This window comes from Janthinobacterium sp. GW821-FHT03A03, from assembly GCF_059421435.1.
On record NZ_JBWKUZ010000002.1, the window covers coordinates 426,154 to 441,368 of the forward strand.

The 15,215-nt window shown below is 66.2% G+C and carries 14 protein-coding genes and 1 pseudogene; 5 read left to right on the plus strand and 10 right to left on the minus strand.

The annotated features are described in order from the left end of the window. Positions 1 to 19 precede the first annotated feature (19 nt). The 9 genes and pseudogenes from AC07VI_RS08560 to AC07VI_RS08600 form a co-directional block, all read right to left on the minus strand. Positions 20 to 1,415: pseudogene (locus AC07VI_RS08560) on the minus strand (c-type cytochrome). Beyond that, positions 1,412 to 1,900 (minus strand): GMC family oxidoreductase, encoded by a 489-nt coding sequence (locus AC07VI_RS08565; RefSeq protein ID WP_492994409.1) that lies wholly within the window; start codon positions 1,898 to 1,900, stop codon positions 1,412 to 1,414. Before AC07VI_RS08565 ends, AC07VI_RS08560 begins: the two are co-directional and overlap by 4 nt. Positions 1,901 to 1,911: 11 nt before the next feature. Then, positions 1,912 to 2,319 carry a GMC family oxidoreductase N-terminal domain-containing protein gene (locus AC07VI_RS08570; protein WP_492994410.1) on the minus strand — a complete coding sequence of 136 codons (408 nt, stop codon included), beginning with the start codon at positions 2,317 to 2,319 and terminating at the stop codon, positions 1,912 to 1,914. Positions 2,320 to 2,403: 84 nt separating this feature from the next. Further along, positions 2,404 to 3,030: a hypothetical protein gene (locus AC07VI_RS08575; protein WP_492994411.1), complete on the minus strand. Its 627-nt coding sequence runs from the start codon at positions 3,028 to 3,030 to the stop codon at positions 2,404 to 2,406. Positions 3,031 to 3,058: 28 nt separating this feature from the next. Beyond that, positions 3,059 to 4,225 (minus strand): porin, encoded by a 1,167-nt coding sequence (locus AC07VI_RS08580; RefSeq protein WP_492994412.1) that lies wholly within the window; start codon positions 4,223 to 4,225, stop codon positions 3,059 to 3,061. A 348-nt stretch (positions 4,226 to 4,573) separates the two neighbouring features. Then, positions 4,574 to 5,029, minus strand: coding sequence for a homoprotocatechuate degradation operon regulator HpaR (hpaR, locus tag AC07VI_RS08585; protein WP_226935702.1), 456 nt, complete (start codon positions 5,027 to 5,029; stop codon positions 4,574 to 4,576). Positions 5,030 to 5,115: 86 nt separating this feature from the next. After that, positions 5,116 to 6,093 carry a DMT family transporter gene (locus tag AC07VI_RS08590; RefSeq protein ID WP_492994413.1) on the minus strand — a complete coding sequence of 326 codons (978 nt, stop codon included), beginning with the start codon at positions 6,091 to 6,093 and terminating at the stop codon, positions 5,116 to 5,118. Between the two features lie 65 nt (positions 6,094 to 6,158). Continuing rightward, on the minus strand, positions 6,159 to 7,976 hold the full coding sequence (locus tag AC07VI_RS08595; protein ID WP_216356335.1) for a DUF885 domain-containing protein: 1,818 nt from the start codon (positions 7,974 to 7,976) through the stop codon (positions 6,159 to 6,161). 66 nt (positions 7,977 to 8,042) lie between these two features. Further along, positions 8,043 to 9,083 carry a LacI family DNA-binding transcriptional regulator gene (locus AC07VI_RS08600; protein ID WP_086145413.1) on the minus strand — a complete coding sequence of 347 codons (1,041 nt, stop codon included), beginning with the start codon at positions 9,081 to 9,083 and terminating at the stop codon, positions 8,043 to 8,045. Between the two features lie 115 nt (positions 9,084 to 9,198). On the opposite strand from AC07VI_RS08600, the gene AC07VI_RS08605 reads away from it, so the two are divergent. Beyond that, on the plus strand, positions 9,199 to 10,389 hold the full coding sequence (locus AC07VI_RS08605) for a phytanoyl-CoA dioxygenase family protein (protein ID WP_099419744.1): 1,191 nt from the start codon (positions 9,199 to 9,201) through the stop codon (positions 10,387 to 10,389). A 10-nt stretch (positions 10,390 to 10,399) separates the two neighbouring features. Here the strand turns inward: AC07VI_RS08605 and AC07VI_RS08610 are convergent, their stop codons facing one another. Next, complete coding sequence (locus tag AC07VI_RS08610; RefSeq protein WP_492994414.1) at positions 10,400 to 12,409, minus strand: glycoside hydrolase family 3 protein; 2,010 nt, start codon at positions 12,407 to 12,409, stop codon at positions 10,400 to 10,402. Positions 12,410 to 12,634: 225 nt separating this feature from the next. On the opposite strand from AC07VI_RS08610, the gene AC07VI_RS08615 reads away from it, so the two are divergent. The 4 genes from AC07VI_RS08615 to AC07VI_RS08630 all read left to right on the plus strand — a co-directional run bounded on the left by AC07VI_RS08615 (position 12,635) and on the right by AC07VI_RS08630 (position 15,206). Then, positions 12,635 to 13,675 carry a helix-turn-helix transcriptional regulator gene (locus AC07VI_RS08615; RefSeq protein ID WP_139842459.1) on the plus strand — a complete coding sequence of 347 codons (1,041 nt, stop codon included), beginning with the start codon at positions 12,635 to 12,637 and terminating at the stop codon, positions 13,673 to 13,675. A gap of 167 nt (positions 13,676 to 13,842) precedes the next feature. After that, positions 13,843 to 14,130, plus strand: coding sequence for a putative quinol monooxygenase (locus AC07VI_RS08620; RefSeq protein ID WP_086145417.1), 288 nt, complete (start codon positions 13,843 to 13,845; stop codon positions 14,128 to 14,130). Positions 14,131 to 14,209: 79 nt separating this feature from the next. Then, positions 14,210 to 14,776, plus strand: a complete 567-nt coding sequence (locus tag AC07VI_RS08625) for a hypothetical protein (RefSeq protein WP_086145451.1) — start codon at positions 14,210 to 14,212, stop codon at positions 14,774 to 14,776. Between the two features lie 52 nt (positions 14,777 to 14,828). Next, a complete protein-coding gene (locus tag AC07VI_RS08630) occupies positions 14,829 to 15,206 on the plus strand; it encodes a hypothetical protein (RefSeq protein WP_086145418.1) in 378 nt (125 codons plus the stop codon). Positions 15,207 to 15,215: the final 9 nt, after the last annotated feature.

A 15,215-nucleotide genomic window follows, 5' to 3' on the forward strand; every position in this document is an offset into this window, starting at 1 on the left:
TCCGTATCAGGCTTTGTCTTTAAGGTGCTTGGACGTCCTTGCGCCGGCGTCCGCGCCACCACAGCAGCAAGGCCAGCAGCACCAGCACGCCGACGATGATGCCGGCGCGGGCCAGGCCGATCAGGTTCGACGGCGCGCCGCCGTTGCGCAAGGTCGTCACCTGCTCCGCCGTCACCTTGACGTCAGGATTGCCGTACATCGTCTGCACGTAATTACCGAGGGTGACGATCTGCTCGTCCGACAGGGTCTGGCGGAAGACGGGCATCAAATGTCCGCTGCCGCCATCCTGCCGGTCCACGCCATCGAGTATCGCCATCACCAGGTTGTTGCTGTTGCTGCGGCCCGTCACCGAGTTGTGGAACAGCGGCGGCAGGCTGCCGTCGAAACTGTCCTCGCCCCGGGCCTGGTGGCAGCTGGCGCACTGCGCATCGTACAGCTGCGCGTCCGACATCTTGCTGAGGTTTTGCGGCAGCGCCACGCCGCGGTTGGCAGCCAGTTCGTCCCGCCTGGCCCCATTGCGTTACCGGCCTGGTGTCGGCCTTGTCGCGGATGGCCGGCACGCTCTTGACGTAGTGCGCGATGGCGCTCAGGTCCGCGTCGCTCAAGTGCTTCAGGCTATGGTCGATGGCTTCGGCCATCGGTCCCGCCGCCTGCGCCTTGCCGGCCGCGCGGCCCGTGCGCAGGTAGCCGGCGAGCTCCTGCTGGCTCCAGCCGCCCACGCCGCTGTTCACGTCCGAGCTGATGTTCGGCGCATGCCAGGTGCCCAGGTCCGCGCCGCCCAGCTGTTTCGACAGCTGCTCGGCCATCAGCGCATTGCGCGGCGTGTGGCAGGTGCTGCAGTGGGCCAGCCCTTGCGCCAGGTAGGCGCCGCGGTTCCACTCCATGCTTTTCGCCGCATCGGCGACGAACGGCTTTTTATCGAGGAAGAGCCAATTCCAGCCCGCCATCGACAGGCGGATGTTGAACGGGAACGGCAAGTCCGTCTTTTGCGCCGGCGCAGTATCGACCGCCGCCACGCCATGCATGAAGTAGGCGTACAGGGCCGCCGTGTCGTCGTCCGTCACCCTGGCGTAGGCCGTGTAGGGCATGGCCGGGTACAGACTGGCGCCATCGGCCCGCACGCCATGGCGCACGGCGTCGGAAAACTGCTTGAGCGTGTAGTTGCCGATGCCGCGCGTTGTCGACGGCGTGATGTTGGTGGCGACAATGGCCCCCAGCGGCGTGGCCAGGGACAGGCCGCCCGCCATCGGCTTGCCGCCAGGCGCGCTATGGCAGGCGATGCAGTCGCCCGCCGTGGCCAGGTAGCGGCCACGCTCGATCGCCTGCACATCGGCGCCCGGCGCTTGCGCCGCCAGCACGGGCAAGGCCAGGGACAGCAAGGCGGCGCCGGCCGCCATTCTGCAGGCCGCCATCATGCTGTTGCTCCCTGTTGTACGTCAAGGATGTGCTTGACGGTGCGCAAGGCCACGGCCAGGCCGTTTTCCGTCGAATTGCAGGTGCCGGACGTGGGCAGCACGCCGGTGCTGCACAGGAACAGGTTGGCATGGTCAAACGCGCGGCCCCACTGGTCGCACACGGCCCTGGCCGGGTCGGAACCCATCGACAGGGTGCCGCAGATGTGCTGGTTGTTGGCGAACACGCCTTCCTTGCTGTGGCGCGGATTGCTGCCGCCCATCAGCCTGGCGATCTGCTCGAAATCCTGCTTCGAGCGCGCGTGGCCGCGCCTGGCGTACTCGTCGATCGCATAATGCGCCTGCGGCTTGGGGATGCCCATGGCATCCTTTTCGCTGCTCAGGGCGATGCGGTTTTCCGGGTTCGGCAGCACTTCCAGCACGTTTTTCAGGCTCATTTCGCGGACCGAGCGGAAACGCAGCTGCTGTTCGAATTGGGCGCCAAACACGCCCTTGCCGATCAATTCCCTGGCGCGCCATCGACGCGCGAGATGTTCGTGAAGTCGAGGCGGTACGGCGAGTGTTCGCTGCGGAAATCGCCGTCGCGCATGGTGTCGATGGAATTGGGGCTTTGCGGCCCCCGGCCCAGCCACAGGTCTTCATCGGCGTCGAAGGTGATCGAGGTGCTCGGGTGGTCCATCAGGTTGCGGCCCACCATGTCGCTGCTGTTGGCCAGGCCGTTCGGGTATTTTTCCGAGGCGGAAACGAGCAGCAGGCGCGGGCTTTCGATGCCGTTGGCGGCCAGGATGAAGGTCCTGGCCGTGACCCGGTGGCTTTTTTTATCCACGCCGTAGTACAGGGCGGCCGTGATGCGGCCCTGCGCGTCGTGTTCCAGCTTGTAGACATTGGCGTTGCAGACGATCTTCACGCCCGCGTCTTCCGCCTGCTAAGCGGCGATGCCGCCGTGGTACTGCGCGTCGATGGGGCAGATCGGCTGGCAGCTGTTGTTGCCTCAGCAGGCCGGGCGGCCATCATGGCCGACGCTGTTGCGCGCCACCGTGTTGCCCACCACCTTGAACGACGGGTCGAGGCGTTCGCGGATGCGGCGCGTGGCGTACGGCTCCGTCACGGGATCCATCGGGAAGGCCTGCTGGCGCGGCGACCCGGTGTTGTCCGCGCCCGAGACGCCCATGATCTCTTCCGCTTCCTGGTAGCACGGCTCCAGGTCTGCGTAGCTGATGGGCCAGTCAACGCCCACGCCGTACAAGGTATGGATGCGGAAGTCGTTCGGCACGTTGCGCCAGGCCTGCGCGGCCCAGTGCCACGAGGTGCCGCCGAACTGGCGGATGTATTCGGCCGGGTACGGATACGGGCCGGCCTGCTGCAGGTGGCCGTTGTCCTTGGGCGGGTAGATCGGGTGCGGCGCCGTGGCGACGGACGGATACGGCGACATCCAGTCGCTGCGGCGCGTCGTGTTGCGGAAACGGGCGACGATTTCGCCCTGCTCCGCATTGACGACCGGTTCGGCCAGCGCCCAGGGAATCAGCGCCGCGGCCGACGCCGACAGCAAGCCGCCCAGCACCATGCGGCGGCCGGGATTCAAGGGGCCGCGGCCCTCCTTGTGATGTGCAGCGCCCAATTGAAGCTCCCGTGCGTTCCGCAACCGTTCAGAAAGAGTGCTTGAGACCGACCATGACCACCGTCTGGCCGCCGTTCGACGACGGCGTGCCGTTTTGCGAATCGCCGACCGAGGCGACGGCGTCGACGATGGCGCCGTTCTGGCCCAGGGTCTGGCCGCGCGCCAGCTGGCGCGCTTCGATCAGGTAGACCGCCGTGCGCTTGGACAGCGCATAATTCTGCTCGAACGACAGCTGGCGGTAGCGCGCGCGGTCGGCGATGCCGTTGGCGCGGCTGGCGTAGGTGTCGCTGTAGCCGGCGGACAGGAACCACTGCGGCGTCCACTGGTAGCTGGCGATCAGGCCGGCCGTGTTGAAGATGGCCGTGTCGCGGAACGTGGAATGGCTGCCCGCCTGGTATTGCACGTTGCTGGCGTTGGCGCCCACCATCCACTTGCCCATGGTGTAGCGCGCGCTGGCGGCGATGAATTCGATGCTGTCGGCCGAGGCGTAGCCCCGGTTGATGGCCGAGATGCCGATGCTGCCCGAGGCGCTGTCGCTCCAGCCCATGGCATTTTCGCCATTTTTCAGTTTCAGGTAGCCGAGCGCGAATTCGGCCGGCGAGCTGCTGTACTTGACGGCGGCGCTGAAGCTGCTGCCCGCGGCATTGCCGTCGGCCGCTTCGCCGAAGCCGTATTGCGCGCTGGCCTGCAGGCCGCGCCAGGCGGGCATGCTGTAGGTAATGGAATTGCTGATGCGCACGGTCGTATCGAGGCCGTCGATGTCGCCCGGATGCGCGCCCGTGGCGCCCGTCAGGATATTGCTCGACGCCAGGGAGCCGACCAGCAGGTAGTACGGCGTGTACTGGCGGCCGGCCGTCAGGCTGCCGTAGGCTTGCGATTGCAGGCCCACCCATGCCTGGCGGTTGAACAGGCTGCTGGCGGAACTTTGCGCGCCCGTGTCGCTTTCAAAGCCGTTTTCCAGCAGGAACAGCGCCTTCAGGTCGCCGCCCAGGTCTTCCACGCCCTGGAAACCGATTTTACTGGCCGACAAGCTGCCGCTGCGCATATAGGTGGTCGAGTTGCCGCCCTGGTTGCTCGCGTAGGCGGTGGCCGCGTCGACCACGCCATAAATGCTGACATTGCTTTGGGCGCAAACGTTTGCGCCGGCGAGTGAAACGGTGGCCAGCGCGACTGCGCGCATGCAAATATTTTTCATTGTTTTCCTGAATTTTCCTGATTTATTGTACGTCCGACAAGTATTGCCGCCGTGGTGGCGTGCTACCGGGCGCGGCGCCGCATTGCCGTCCGGCCCAATGACCGGAACGTCCGCTTTTCTTCTTGATGTGGATCAAGTGAGACAAATTATACGCTTATTTACTCACATGTAAGTGATTGACTGTAAGGCGTAGTCTTATAGCAAAACAGGGGTGCGGGCGGGCGCAAGCCCCGCAAACTGCGGCGCTGACCATGGCAGGCGCGGCGAAAACGGCGGTGGCGCGTGACAGAAGGCACGCGCCCGGGGGATCAGGGGAAGTGGCGGAAGGCAGCCGTCGGCGAACGCCGCTCAGCGCAGGATGGCGGGCGCCACCGGCAGGTTTTCCAGGGCGATGAACGCTTCGAGCGCGTCGCGCATGTCGTCGAACACCTGCTTGCCGTAAGCGTCTTCCAGGTGGGCGTACTGCAAGTCGATGAGCTTGCCCATCTGCAGCAGCAGGCTGGCGCCCGCTTCCGACAGGTGCACCTTGCGGCGGCGCTGGTCGCCTTCGAACTTGCTGCGCCCGATCAGGCCGATTTCTTCCATGCGCGCCAGGATGCCGCTCATGCTGGGACTGGAAATCTGGCAGATCTCGCACAGTTCGCGCGGTTCCAGGGTCGGGCTTTCATTCAGCGCGCGCATGATGCGCCACTGCTGCTCCGTCACGCCGAAGTGATTGAGGATGGGGCGGAAATGCTGGAGCAGGCTGTCGCGCGCCTTCAGCAGCAGTTGCGGCATGTTCGGATAACGGATCGGTAACTGCAAGCGGAGCTCCCTGGGTGGCCGGCAAATGAGCGTCATTATACGGCCGGCCCAGTGCAAACGGCGGGCTGGCAACGATGTATTTTTCGCTACGTCCGCCCTGCCCCACGCCCTTCTCCCCGCCCTTCGCCTTCCTCGTGCGCATGCCGCTGCACGGACCACAGCACGCCCGCCGTCAGCAAGAGCATGGCCGCCCACTCCAGCAGGCGCGGCATGCGCTGCGCGTAGATAAAGCCGTACAGCAGCGCGAACAGGGTCTCCGACAGGATCAGCTGGCCCGACAGGGTCACCGGCACCAGGCGCGACGCCAGATTCCACAGGTAGTTGCCGATCACGGAAGCGCCCAGCGCCAGCAGCAGGCACACAAGCCAGAAGCGGGGCCAGTCGCGCGCAGGACCGCCATCGGCTCCGCCCGCCGGCTGCAGCGCCAGCATCCCGGCGCCCACGGCCAGGGCGATGACGCCGCTGGCCAGGCCATACAGCATGGCCCACTCCACGGCGCTGACATGCGCATGGCGCTTGAGGAAGCGGGCATTGTCGAGCGCATACCAGGTCCAGCACGCGAGCGCGCCGATGGCGCACAGCACGCCGGGCAGCTTCTGCGCCAGGCTGGCGCCGCCCGCGCCCGCGCCGCCGGCATGGCTGAAGACATCGACATTGATGCAGGCGATGCCCGCGGCCACCACCAGCAGCGGCAAGGCCAGGCGGCGCAGCGGCAGCGCGCCGTGGTCCTTGTGGCCGAAAATCGTCACGCTCAGGAGCAGCAAACCGATGATCAGCGAGGTGGGCGCCACGCCAGCCAGCTTGACGCCATACGCCAGCAGCAGGTAATACACGACATTGCCCGCCAGCGCCTGGCGCAGCATGGCCAGCCAGTCGCCGCGCCGCAGCCGGCGCAGCAGGGGCAAGAGGCGCGGCAGCATCAGGCCGGCCGCCAGCGCGCCATAGCAGACGTAGCGGCCCACCATCAGCTCGGCCGGAGAGAAGTCCGGCAGCAAGACGGGCACAATGAAAACGGCGCCCCAGAAGGCGCCGGCCAGCAAGCCAAATACGATCCCACGCCACATGCAGCCATACCCGGTCATCATTCAAGGACGCCAGTATAGGGTATGCGGTGCGGAGTCGCCCGCCGTCAGCCCCTGGCTTTTCTCTGCCCGGGGATGAAGTGTTCGCGCACGGCCTTGGCCAGCAAGTCCGGCGGCAGCAAGCCCTGTCCCAGCAGGAAGTTGTTGAAGGCCAGGCGGTCGAATTGGTCTCCCAGCGCCAGCTCCGTTTCCGCGCGCAGCTGCAGGATGCGCGTATAGCCGTAGAAATAGCTGCCCGCCTGGCCCGGCATGTTGAAGGTATAGCGGTCCAGTTCCTGGCGCGCCATCGCTTTCGACAGCATCACTTCGTCCGTCAGGATGCGCCCCGCCTCTTCGCGCGTGACTTGCCCCAGGTTCAGCATCGGGTCGAGCATGGCGCGCGCCGCGCGCAGCATGCGGAACTGCAGCGCGATGAACTGGCCTTCGGCCGGCTCGTACGGGATCATTTCCGCTTCCGCGTACAGCGCCCAGCCTTCCACGTTGACGCTGTTGAACGCGTACAGGCTGCGCGCCTGCGACACGCCCCGCTCCACCATGGCGCTGAACTGCAGCTCGTGGCCGGGGCGGCCCTCGTGCGCGCTCAGGGTCCAGGCGGCGCCCGCGAAATTGAAGTCGTCATACGCCTCGCCCTTGCCGCTGGCGGCCGGATTGCTGACGGGAAGGACGAACTGGCCGTGCTCGCCCGTATTGCCGATCAGCGGAGGCGGACGCATGTGCGGGGCCGGCTGGGCCGCCGATTCGGCGCTTGACGCCAGGCGCATGGTCATGGCGCGCGCAGGGATATCGACCACGCGCTGCCGGGCGATGCGTTCCTCGAGCTGGGTATTGACGCCCTTGTAGTGCGCCTCAAGCTGCGCGTTCGGGATGGAATCGCTCTTCAGCGCGCGCAGCACCTGGCGGTAATCGCTACCGTCGACGCCTTTCAGGGCCAGTTTGGCCGCCACCACGGGCGCCAGCGCCTGCATGGCGGCGCGCGTTTCCAGATAAGCCACCTGCGCCCGTTCGACCAGCGCGCGCGGCTCGATATCGATGCCCACCTGCTTCAGGCGAAACGCGTACAGCTCGGGCGCCATGCGGAAATCCGTGCGCGACAGCGGCAGCACCACTTGCCTTTCCCACGCCGCATACTCGTTCAACTGCTGTTCCATGGCCGCCAGCGCCGGTTCAGCGCCCGCGATGCGCATGTCGGCAAACAGCTTGCGGATGCCGGCGATATACGTCGGCACGTTTTCCAGCGACTGCGCCACCTGCAGGCGCACGGGACCGGCCAGGCCGGGCCTGCCGATTTGCCCGGTGAAGCGCGCCTTGGCCTGCTGCGTGATCGGCGTGCTGCCCGGGCACTGGCCCACGTAGCGCTGCAGGCGTTCCAGCGCCTTGGCGCGGCGCGCGGCCGGGCGCTGTTCCTGCAGCAGGCTTTGCATGCTGCCAAAGACCATTTGCGGCACATCGACCCATGGCAGGGAGTATTTGGCTTCCAGCTCGGTGCCGGCGATTTCCTGGTCGACGGCGCCGATCAGAATTTCCAGGTCCTGGCGGATGCGTTCGTCGCGTTCCAGTTCCAGCTTCTGCTGCAATTGCGCGCGCGCCTTCCGCATGGCCGCCACCTGGCGCCCGGCGATGTCCGGTCCCAGGTCGGCGGCCAGGCCGTCGTACTGCGCCAGCCCCCTGTCGGACGCGTCTTCGGGCGAGAACTGCGCCTGCGCCGCCAGCACGATGGCCGCGTTGCGGTTGCTGGCCTCGACCCAGGCGGAAGAGGCGCTGGCGGTGGCCGGGGCTGCGGGGCCAGCGGCCATGGCGGGCATGGCAAATGCGATGGAAAGCAAGGCGGCCAGCACGGTGCGGTGCAATTTCGGGGCGACGGACATCGGGGATTTCCTTCCTGGGGTGAGCGATGAGCGAAGCGGCGAGTATCGGCCAGCCTTGCATGCCTGTCAATTCAGGCCATTCAGGGCCGGCAGATTCCACGGCGTGACGATCTGGATGGCGGACAGCGACGGCGCTTGCGCCAGGGCGGGCAGCGCGCCCTGCGCCCGCAGGATATCCTGGCAGGCGCGGCGCATGTCCCGGCCCAGGTCGTGGTGCAGCACGGCCTGGATGGCGCCCGCCCTGAGCAGCGCCACATTGTCCGCATCGAGGTCGTGGCCGATGAAGACCTGGCAAGCGCGCCCCGCCTGCGCGAACGCCTGCGCGATGGCGGCATTGCCGCCGCCGATCGAGTACACGGCGGCGATGCCGGGATGGCTGGCCAGCGCCTGGCGCACCAGCGCACCCGTGGCGCCGTCGATGCCATGGCCCTCGCTCACTTCAACGACGGATAAATGGCGGTGCCGTTCGCGCAGCGCGCGGCGAAAGCCGATCTCGCGCTCTTCCTCGCCGTGAAAGCGGTTGCTGCTCAGGGTCACCAGCACCTGCTGTTTTTTCCGGCTGCCCAGCCACTGGCCGACCAGGCAGGCGGCCGTCTCGCCCGCCGCGCGGTTATCCATGCCCACGTAGCTGCGGCGCGCGGAGCCCGGCAAGTCCGTCACCAGGGTCACGACGGGGATGCCGGCAGCCGCCAGCCGGTTCACCGCTTCCGCCACCGCTGGCAAGTCCGGCGCTTTCAGCAGCACGCCGTGGCTGCCGTTCTTGCGGATGCGCTCGAGCAGTCCGACGATGCCGTCCACGTCCAGCGTTTCATGCAGGTGAAAGCGCGAGCGCAGCACGGCCGGATGCAGCGACGGCAGCTCCGCCTCCAGCGCGGCGCGCACGGCGTCCGTGAAGCGGCGCGGCGCCACCATCAGCACGTCGAGCATGAATTTTCTGCCGGCCAGGCCCACCTGCGTGCTTTGCCGCGCCAGTTCATCGAGCGCCTGCATCACGCGGCGCACGGTATTGGCGTGCACGCCGCCGCGCTGCCTGATCACGCGGTCGACCGTGGCCACGCTGACGCCGGCCTGCAGCGCCACGACCTTGACGGGAAAGGGATGCGTCATGCCATGTCCATTTTAAAGAATTGATGGTTTTTTGATGGATTTCTTGATGATAAATGCGGATGTTCATCCCTATACTGATTCTACAACCTATTTCTACAACATCAGGAGACACCGCATGCCCACCACCGCCACCGCCGCGCCGCCAGCCCCCTACTGGCTGACGCCGGAACACTGCGACCTGCAGGACTTCATCCGTACCGTCGACCGCCGCACGGCGCTGGCCGACTATCCCCACGCCGCTTCAGTGGAAGAAAACATTCTCGTCTACGACTGCGACCAGGTGCGCGCACTGGCTGGCAAGCCGCTGGCTTTGCGCGCGCTGCAGGCCGAATGGGGCCAGGCGCTGCTGGACGGTCCCGGCGTCATCGTGCTGCAACGCGCCGTCACCGACATGGAGTGCCTGGAACAGGTCAATCGCGTGTTTCAGGCGCTGATCGCCGGACAGCACGCGAGCGGCCAGGCGGGCGGCGACCATTTCGCCAGGGCCGGCGCGAATGACCGCATCTGGAACGTCCAGCAAAAGCTGTGCCTGCGTGCGCCGGAAGCGTTCGCCCGCTACTACGCCAATCCCGTCTTCGCATGGATCGCCGAAGCCTGGCTCGGGCCCGGCTACCAGATGACGGCGCAAGTGAACGTCGTCAACCCGGGCGGAGCGGCCCAGGCGCCGCACCGCGACTACCACCTGGGCTTCCAGAGTCCCGCCGCCTGCGCCGCCTACCCCGCGCCCGCGCACCAGATGTCGGCCATGCTCACCTTGCAGGGCGCCGTCGCCCATTGCGACATGCCGCTGGCCTCCGGCCCCACCCTGTACCTGCCCGGGTCGCAGCGCTACCGCGCCGGTTTTCTCGCCTGGCAGCAGCGGCCGTTCCGCGACTATTTTGCGCAGCATTGCGTGCAGCTGCCGCTAGCAGCCGGCGACGCCGTGTTCTTCAACCCCGCCCTGTTCCACGCGGCGGGCCATAACCGCTCGCCCGACATCCGCCGCATGGCCAACCTGCTGCAGGTGTCGTCGCCGTTCGGGCGCGCCATGGAAGCGCTGGACCGCCGCGCCATGAGCGCGGCGCTGTATCCGGCCCTGCAGGCGCTGCGCGCGCAGGCCGCCCTCACAGACGAAGACATCGGCCACGCGGTGGCCGCCTGCGCCGAAGGCTATGCCTTCCCCAGCAACCTTGACCGCGACCAGCCGATCGGCGGCATGGCGCCGCCCACCCAGCAGCAACTGATGCGCGAAGCGCTGGCGCAGGGCTGGCCGCTGGCGCGCTTTATCGACGCCCTGGACAGCCACGCCTGGCGCCGGCAAGCCTGACAGCAGCGTTTTAGTACCCCAGCCCGTAGCCGAACTTGTACAGCGGATGGGCCGTGTCATACGGCACGTCCGATTTCTGCACCTGCACTTCGGCCATCGACGAGGGCAGCTCGAACGGCAGCTTGCCTTGCGGCCTGGCCTTGCCCGTCAAAACATCGAACAGCGCGCCGTCGCTCACGCCGAAGTTGGCAAGGATGGCGCTGGCCTTGTCCTGCACGTTGGCCAGGATGGCGGGACGGTCCAGGTACACGGTGACCACCGTCTTCGGCGCGTATTTCGCCGCGTTCTTGATCGCCTCGTAGTCGGCATTGCCGTCGATGTAATCGAGGCGGCCCTCGTGCTGCATGCTGCCGAAGATGTAGTTCGGGTGCAGGGTTTCATACGGCGCGGCCACGCGCAGCAGGGCCACGTCCGCTTCCTGCGGCGTGGCGACCACCGTGTAGCCGTACCGCTGCGCCACGGCCGCATCGATGCCGTACAGGTAGACCTTCTTGACGCTGGCCGCCAGCGGCAAGACCTTGTCCTTGTTTTCCAGCAAGACCAGCGAGCGGCGCTGGGCATCCAGGCCCGCCTCGACGAACTCCGCCTTGCCTACGGCGGCGGCCGCCTTGGCCGCATCGACGAACGGGTGCTCGAACAGGCCCTGCTTGAATTTCTGGATCAGGATGCGCCGCGCCGACGCGTTGAGGCGCGCTTCCGTCAGCTGGCCCCGCTGCACGGCTTGCGTCAGGTATGGCGCTTCCGTCACGCCGCCAAACTGGTCCATCCCCGCCGTCACGGCTTTCACGTAGCGCTCGGCCTTGGTGGCGTCTTCCATGCCCCACGGCGTGCCGAAACCGATGAAGGAAGGCGCGACACCCGGCGCAGTGCCGTTGCGGCAGTTGGCGTCGCAGTCGGACGTGATGCCCCAGTCGGACAGGATCACGCCCTCGAAGCCGTATTTGCCACGCAGCAAGTCCGTCAGCAAGGCCTTGCTGAAGCCGGCGCCCACCTGCTCCAGGGTGATGCCGTCGACGGTGATATTGCCGTCTGGCATGGCATACGTGGGCATGACGGAAGCCGCCTTCGCCGTGAACGCCCCTTCGAACGGCTTGACATGATAGGCAAAATTGTTGCCCGGGTAGGTCATGTAGCGGCCATAGTAATTGTGGCCATCGAAGCCCTCTTTCGTGGCGCCGTAGCCGACCCAATGCTTGACGACGGCCACCACGCTGCCGTCATGCAGGCCAGTGTTGCCATCCTGAAAACCCTCGATATAGTGCTGCACCATGCGCCTGGCCAGGTCCGCGTCTTCGCCAAAGGTGCCGTTGATGCGCGCCCAGCGCGGTTCCGTGGCCAGGTCCGCCTGCGGCGACAGCGCCTGCGTGATGCCGACGGCCAGGTATTCCTGGCGCGCGATGTCGCCGAAGCGGCGCACCAGCGCGTCGTCGCCGATGGCGGCCAGGCCCAGGGTTTCCGGCCACTGCGAGAAACCCTGGGTGCCGGCGCTGGCGCCCACCGTGTACTGGAAATGGTGGCGCGGGTCGGTGCTGATGGACACGGGGATGCCGTGGCGCGAGGTTTCGCTCAGCGCCTGCAGCTTGTTGTACTGCGCCGCCATATTGGCCGTGTCGCCCGCCATGCGGGTAATGAAAGTGTTGACGTACTGCTTGACGATCAGGTCCTGCAGGGCCGCCAGGTCATACGCGCCGCCCAGGCCGATGCCGGTGGGGTCGGCCACGGTGGGCGCCGTGCCGTGCATCATCAGGCCCGCCTTTTCGTCGAGGCTCATGCGCGACAACAAGTCGTCGGCACGCGCCTCGGCCGGCAGGCGCCAGTCTTCATAGGGGTCGATCTTGCCGTTGCGATTCATATCCTTGAATTGATATCCGTCAGCTTTCAACTGGGTGTAGCTGGTGGCGCCGAACACGGGCTGCGTGTATTGCTCGCTGCTGGTGTCGTTGCCGCAGGCGGCCAGGGCAAGCGTGGCGACGCAGCCGGTGACCACGCGGGCCATCGGTTTCAAAGTGCAATTCATCATTATCTCCAAGACTGTTTTTGTAGGTATCCAGGTGGCATCAGGGCCAGCCCGAAATCAATATAGCGTGAGAATGCGTGAGTTTCTTGACCGCGCAGCACGCGTTTTATACCCGCCAGAACAATTTTTGATTAAGCGCCTCGACAACCAACAATTTCCTACAAAGTGCTAGTATTTGTGAAAAATTACTACAACAAGCAGAATACGCAGAACAAGCAGGAGGCAGCCTTGCACAAACCCGACACGCGCACGGTTTCGAACCGCATCGCGCAGCAATGCGCGCGCGCCATGCAGGCCGATGGCCACGATCCCGCCGACTTTTTCCGCCAGACGGGCATCACGCCGGCGCAGCTGGACGAACCGGGCGGGCGCATCAACGCCGAGCGGCACCGCCGCATGACGGCCTACGCCCGGCAACTGCCGCAGCACCGCGGCCTGCTCGACCTCGACGTGACGCACTGGTTCGCGCATTACCCGGGCATCGCCCACGTCTGCTTCAACCGCCCCACCCTGCGCAGCGCGCTGCACGAGCTGCTGCACTTGCGGGGCCTGATCGGCGAATTCGACTTCATGCTGATGAGCGAAAATGGCACGCGCATCGAGATCGAATACCTGTCCGAGTTCTGCCCGCTGGGCGGCGCCATGCAGGCGCTGGCCAATTTCCGCATGCTGTCGCTGGTCGCGCGTGCCTATGACGATGGCGCGGCCACCGCCTTCCATGCCGGTTTCCAGGGCAAGGCGCCGTGGTTCGCGCCGGCCATTGCCGAGTGTTTCGGCGCCGCCGCCGCCTTCGGCCAGGCGCGCAACACGCTGACGTTCGACGCGCCGGCGCTGGACCGGCCCTTCGCCCAGTTCAACGCCATGCTGGCGCCGCACGCGCTGCGGCACGCGCAGGGGCAACTGCAGCAATTGCAGGGGGCGCAGCTGTTTTCCGCCCGCGTGGAGCAGGCCATCATCGATTTGCTGGGCCGGCAAGGCGCAGGGGACGCCGACGGCGCCGCGCTGCTGCCGGCCCTGTGCGACGGCCTGGCCATGAACCGCTGGACCCTGCAGCGCCAGCTGCAGCAGGAGCAGACCTCGTTCCGCGCGCTGGAATTGCGCGCCAAGAGCCGCGAATCGCGCCGTTTGCTGCGCGAAACGAGCCTGAGCGTGGCAGAGATCGGCGAGCGCCTGGGGTTTTCGTCGCAAAGCGCGTTTACCCGCTTCTTCAAGACCCAGTTCGCGCTGCCGCCGGCACGCTACCGCCACGACATGCAGGGCAGCCCTTAGCCATCCGTCGGAAAAAATGGCGCGGCCCCGCCATCACGCCATCCTGCGTGCGCCCCGCATTTTCTGGCTGCGCCGGAAACTGTTTCGGCGCAGCCAGGCTGTGACTGATGGGCAAGAAAAGGCAAACTGCGCTAAGCTGCTTCCGCCTCCACACTACAAGGACCACCATGACCCTGATCGTCGTCGCCACCATCGATGCCCAACCGCAATATATCGACGCCGTGCGCGCCGCCCTGGAAGCCGTCGTGGCGCCCAGCCGCGCGGAAGGCGCCTGCCTGCGCTACGAGTTGCACCTCGACAACAACATCCCCACGCGCTTCATCATGCTGGAAGAATGGATGGACAAGGCAGCCCACACGGCGCATGAAGCGACGCCCCATTTCAAGACCCTGGTCGCCGCCGTGGGCGACAAGGTCGTCAAGATCGACATAGCGGAATTGAGCAAGCTGAAGTAACAACCGGCGCGCTGCGCAAGCGTGCCGCCATCTTGGCAAGTTGCCATCTATAATATGGCAACTTTTCTTTATGGCCATCATGACTACATTCTCCCGGATACACGGCGCCCTTGCGGCCGCCGCCTTGACTCTCTGCACGAGCGCCTTCGCGCAGGCGCCCATGCCCAATCTCGTGGGCGAGTACAATCTGCTCTCGTCGAAGACCGTGCCGCCCAGCAACTGGGGCTATTCCAAGGCCCGTGTGTCGATCAAGCAACTCGACGACCATCACCTGCTGATCCTGCTCGCCTGCGAATGGAAACGCGAACCGAAGGCCGTCTGCGGCGACTATTTCTATGCCCAGTGGCGCGACGACGGCCTGTACCTGCAGGACATGAACACGTTTGCCATGCGCCTGTACTTCGATCCCGCCACGCGCAAGCTCACCATCATTTCACGCGGCGCCGACGCCAAGCAGAGCGTGCGCCACGAAGTGTTCGGCACGACGACCGAGCCGCTCGTCGACACCGCCCTCGTGCGGCGCATGAAGCGCGAGCAGTCGAATGCCGACAGCAAGGAAAACCGCCGCGTCTTCGGCCCCTACACGAAGTGGAAGTACGAGGAAAACCGCATCGAATTCCAGCGCCAGGACTTGACGGCGCGATGATGCAGCGGCTGCGCCAACCCGTGCGGCACAGCTGCTGCCCCACTTCGTGCAGATGGCAGATCTGAAGCCGGGCAGCTATGCGAACGGCAAGGCGCCGTTCGCCTTGACTGCCCGGCATCTGACCCTGCTGCGGCAGCAGTCGTGGCTGTCGCCGGAGATGCTGGGCATGGGCATGGCCAGCGCCGAGGACTACCTGGCCGAAGGCTGTTGGCCCACCCCGTCCGTCGCTGGCAAGCGCCCCTACGGCGACTTCACGAATTACCCAGTGGAAATGGCGCAAGCGCCGGGCCTGCCCGTGCGCCAGCAGGCGGACGGCAGCCTGGCCATCACGCCGGCGCTGAGAGCGGAACTGAAAGCGCTGCACCAGCAGACCATGCCCGCGCTGCAGGTGTTCGTGCGGCAGGCGGGGCTGATGCGCAATACGCCCTAAACCCGAGGC

Bases quoted from the DNA above. Each gene is read 5' to 3' on its own strand.
- AC07VI_RS08620 (WP_086145417.1), top strand. From the start codon at position 13,843: ATGACCCTGATCGTCGTCGCCACCATCGATGCCCAACCGCAATATATC.
- AC07VI_RS08595 (WP_216356335.1), bottom strand. From the start codon at position 7,976: ATGTCCGTCGCCCCGAAATTGCACCGCACCGTGCTGGCCGCCTTGCTT.
- AC07VI_RS08605 (WP_099419744.1), top strand. From the start codon at position 9,199: ATGCCCACCACCGCCACCGCCGCGCCGCCAGCCCCCTACTGGCTGACG.
- AC07VI_RS08580 (WP_492994412.1), bottom strand. From the start codon at position 4,225: ATGAAAAATATTTGCATGCGCGCAGTCGCGCTGGCCACCGTTTCACTC.
- AC07VI_RS08590 (WP_492994413.1), bottom strand. From the start codon at position 6,093: ATGTGGCGTGGGATCGTATTTGGCTTGCTGGCCGGCGCCTTCTGGGGC.
- AC07VI_RS08610 (WP_492994414.1), bottom strand. From the start codon at position 12,409: ATGATGAATTGCACTTTGAAACCGATGGCCCGCGTGGTCACCGGCTGC.
- AC07VI_RS08600 (WP_086145413.1), bottom strand. From the start codon at position 9,083: ATGACGCATCCCTTTCCCGTCAAGGTCGTGGCGCTGCAGGCCGGCGTC.
- AC07VI_RS08625 (WP_086145451.1), top strand. From the start codon at position 14,210: ATGACTACATTCTCCCGGATACACGGCGCCCTTGCGGCCGCCGCCTTG.
- AC07VI_RS08630 (WP_086145418.1), top strand. From the start codon at position 14,829: ATGGCAGATCTGAAGCCGGGCAGCTATGCGAACGGCAAGGCGCCGTTC.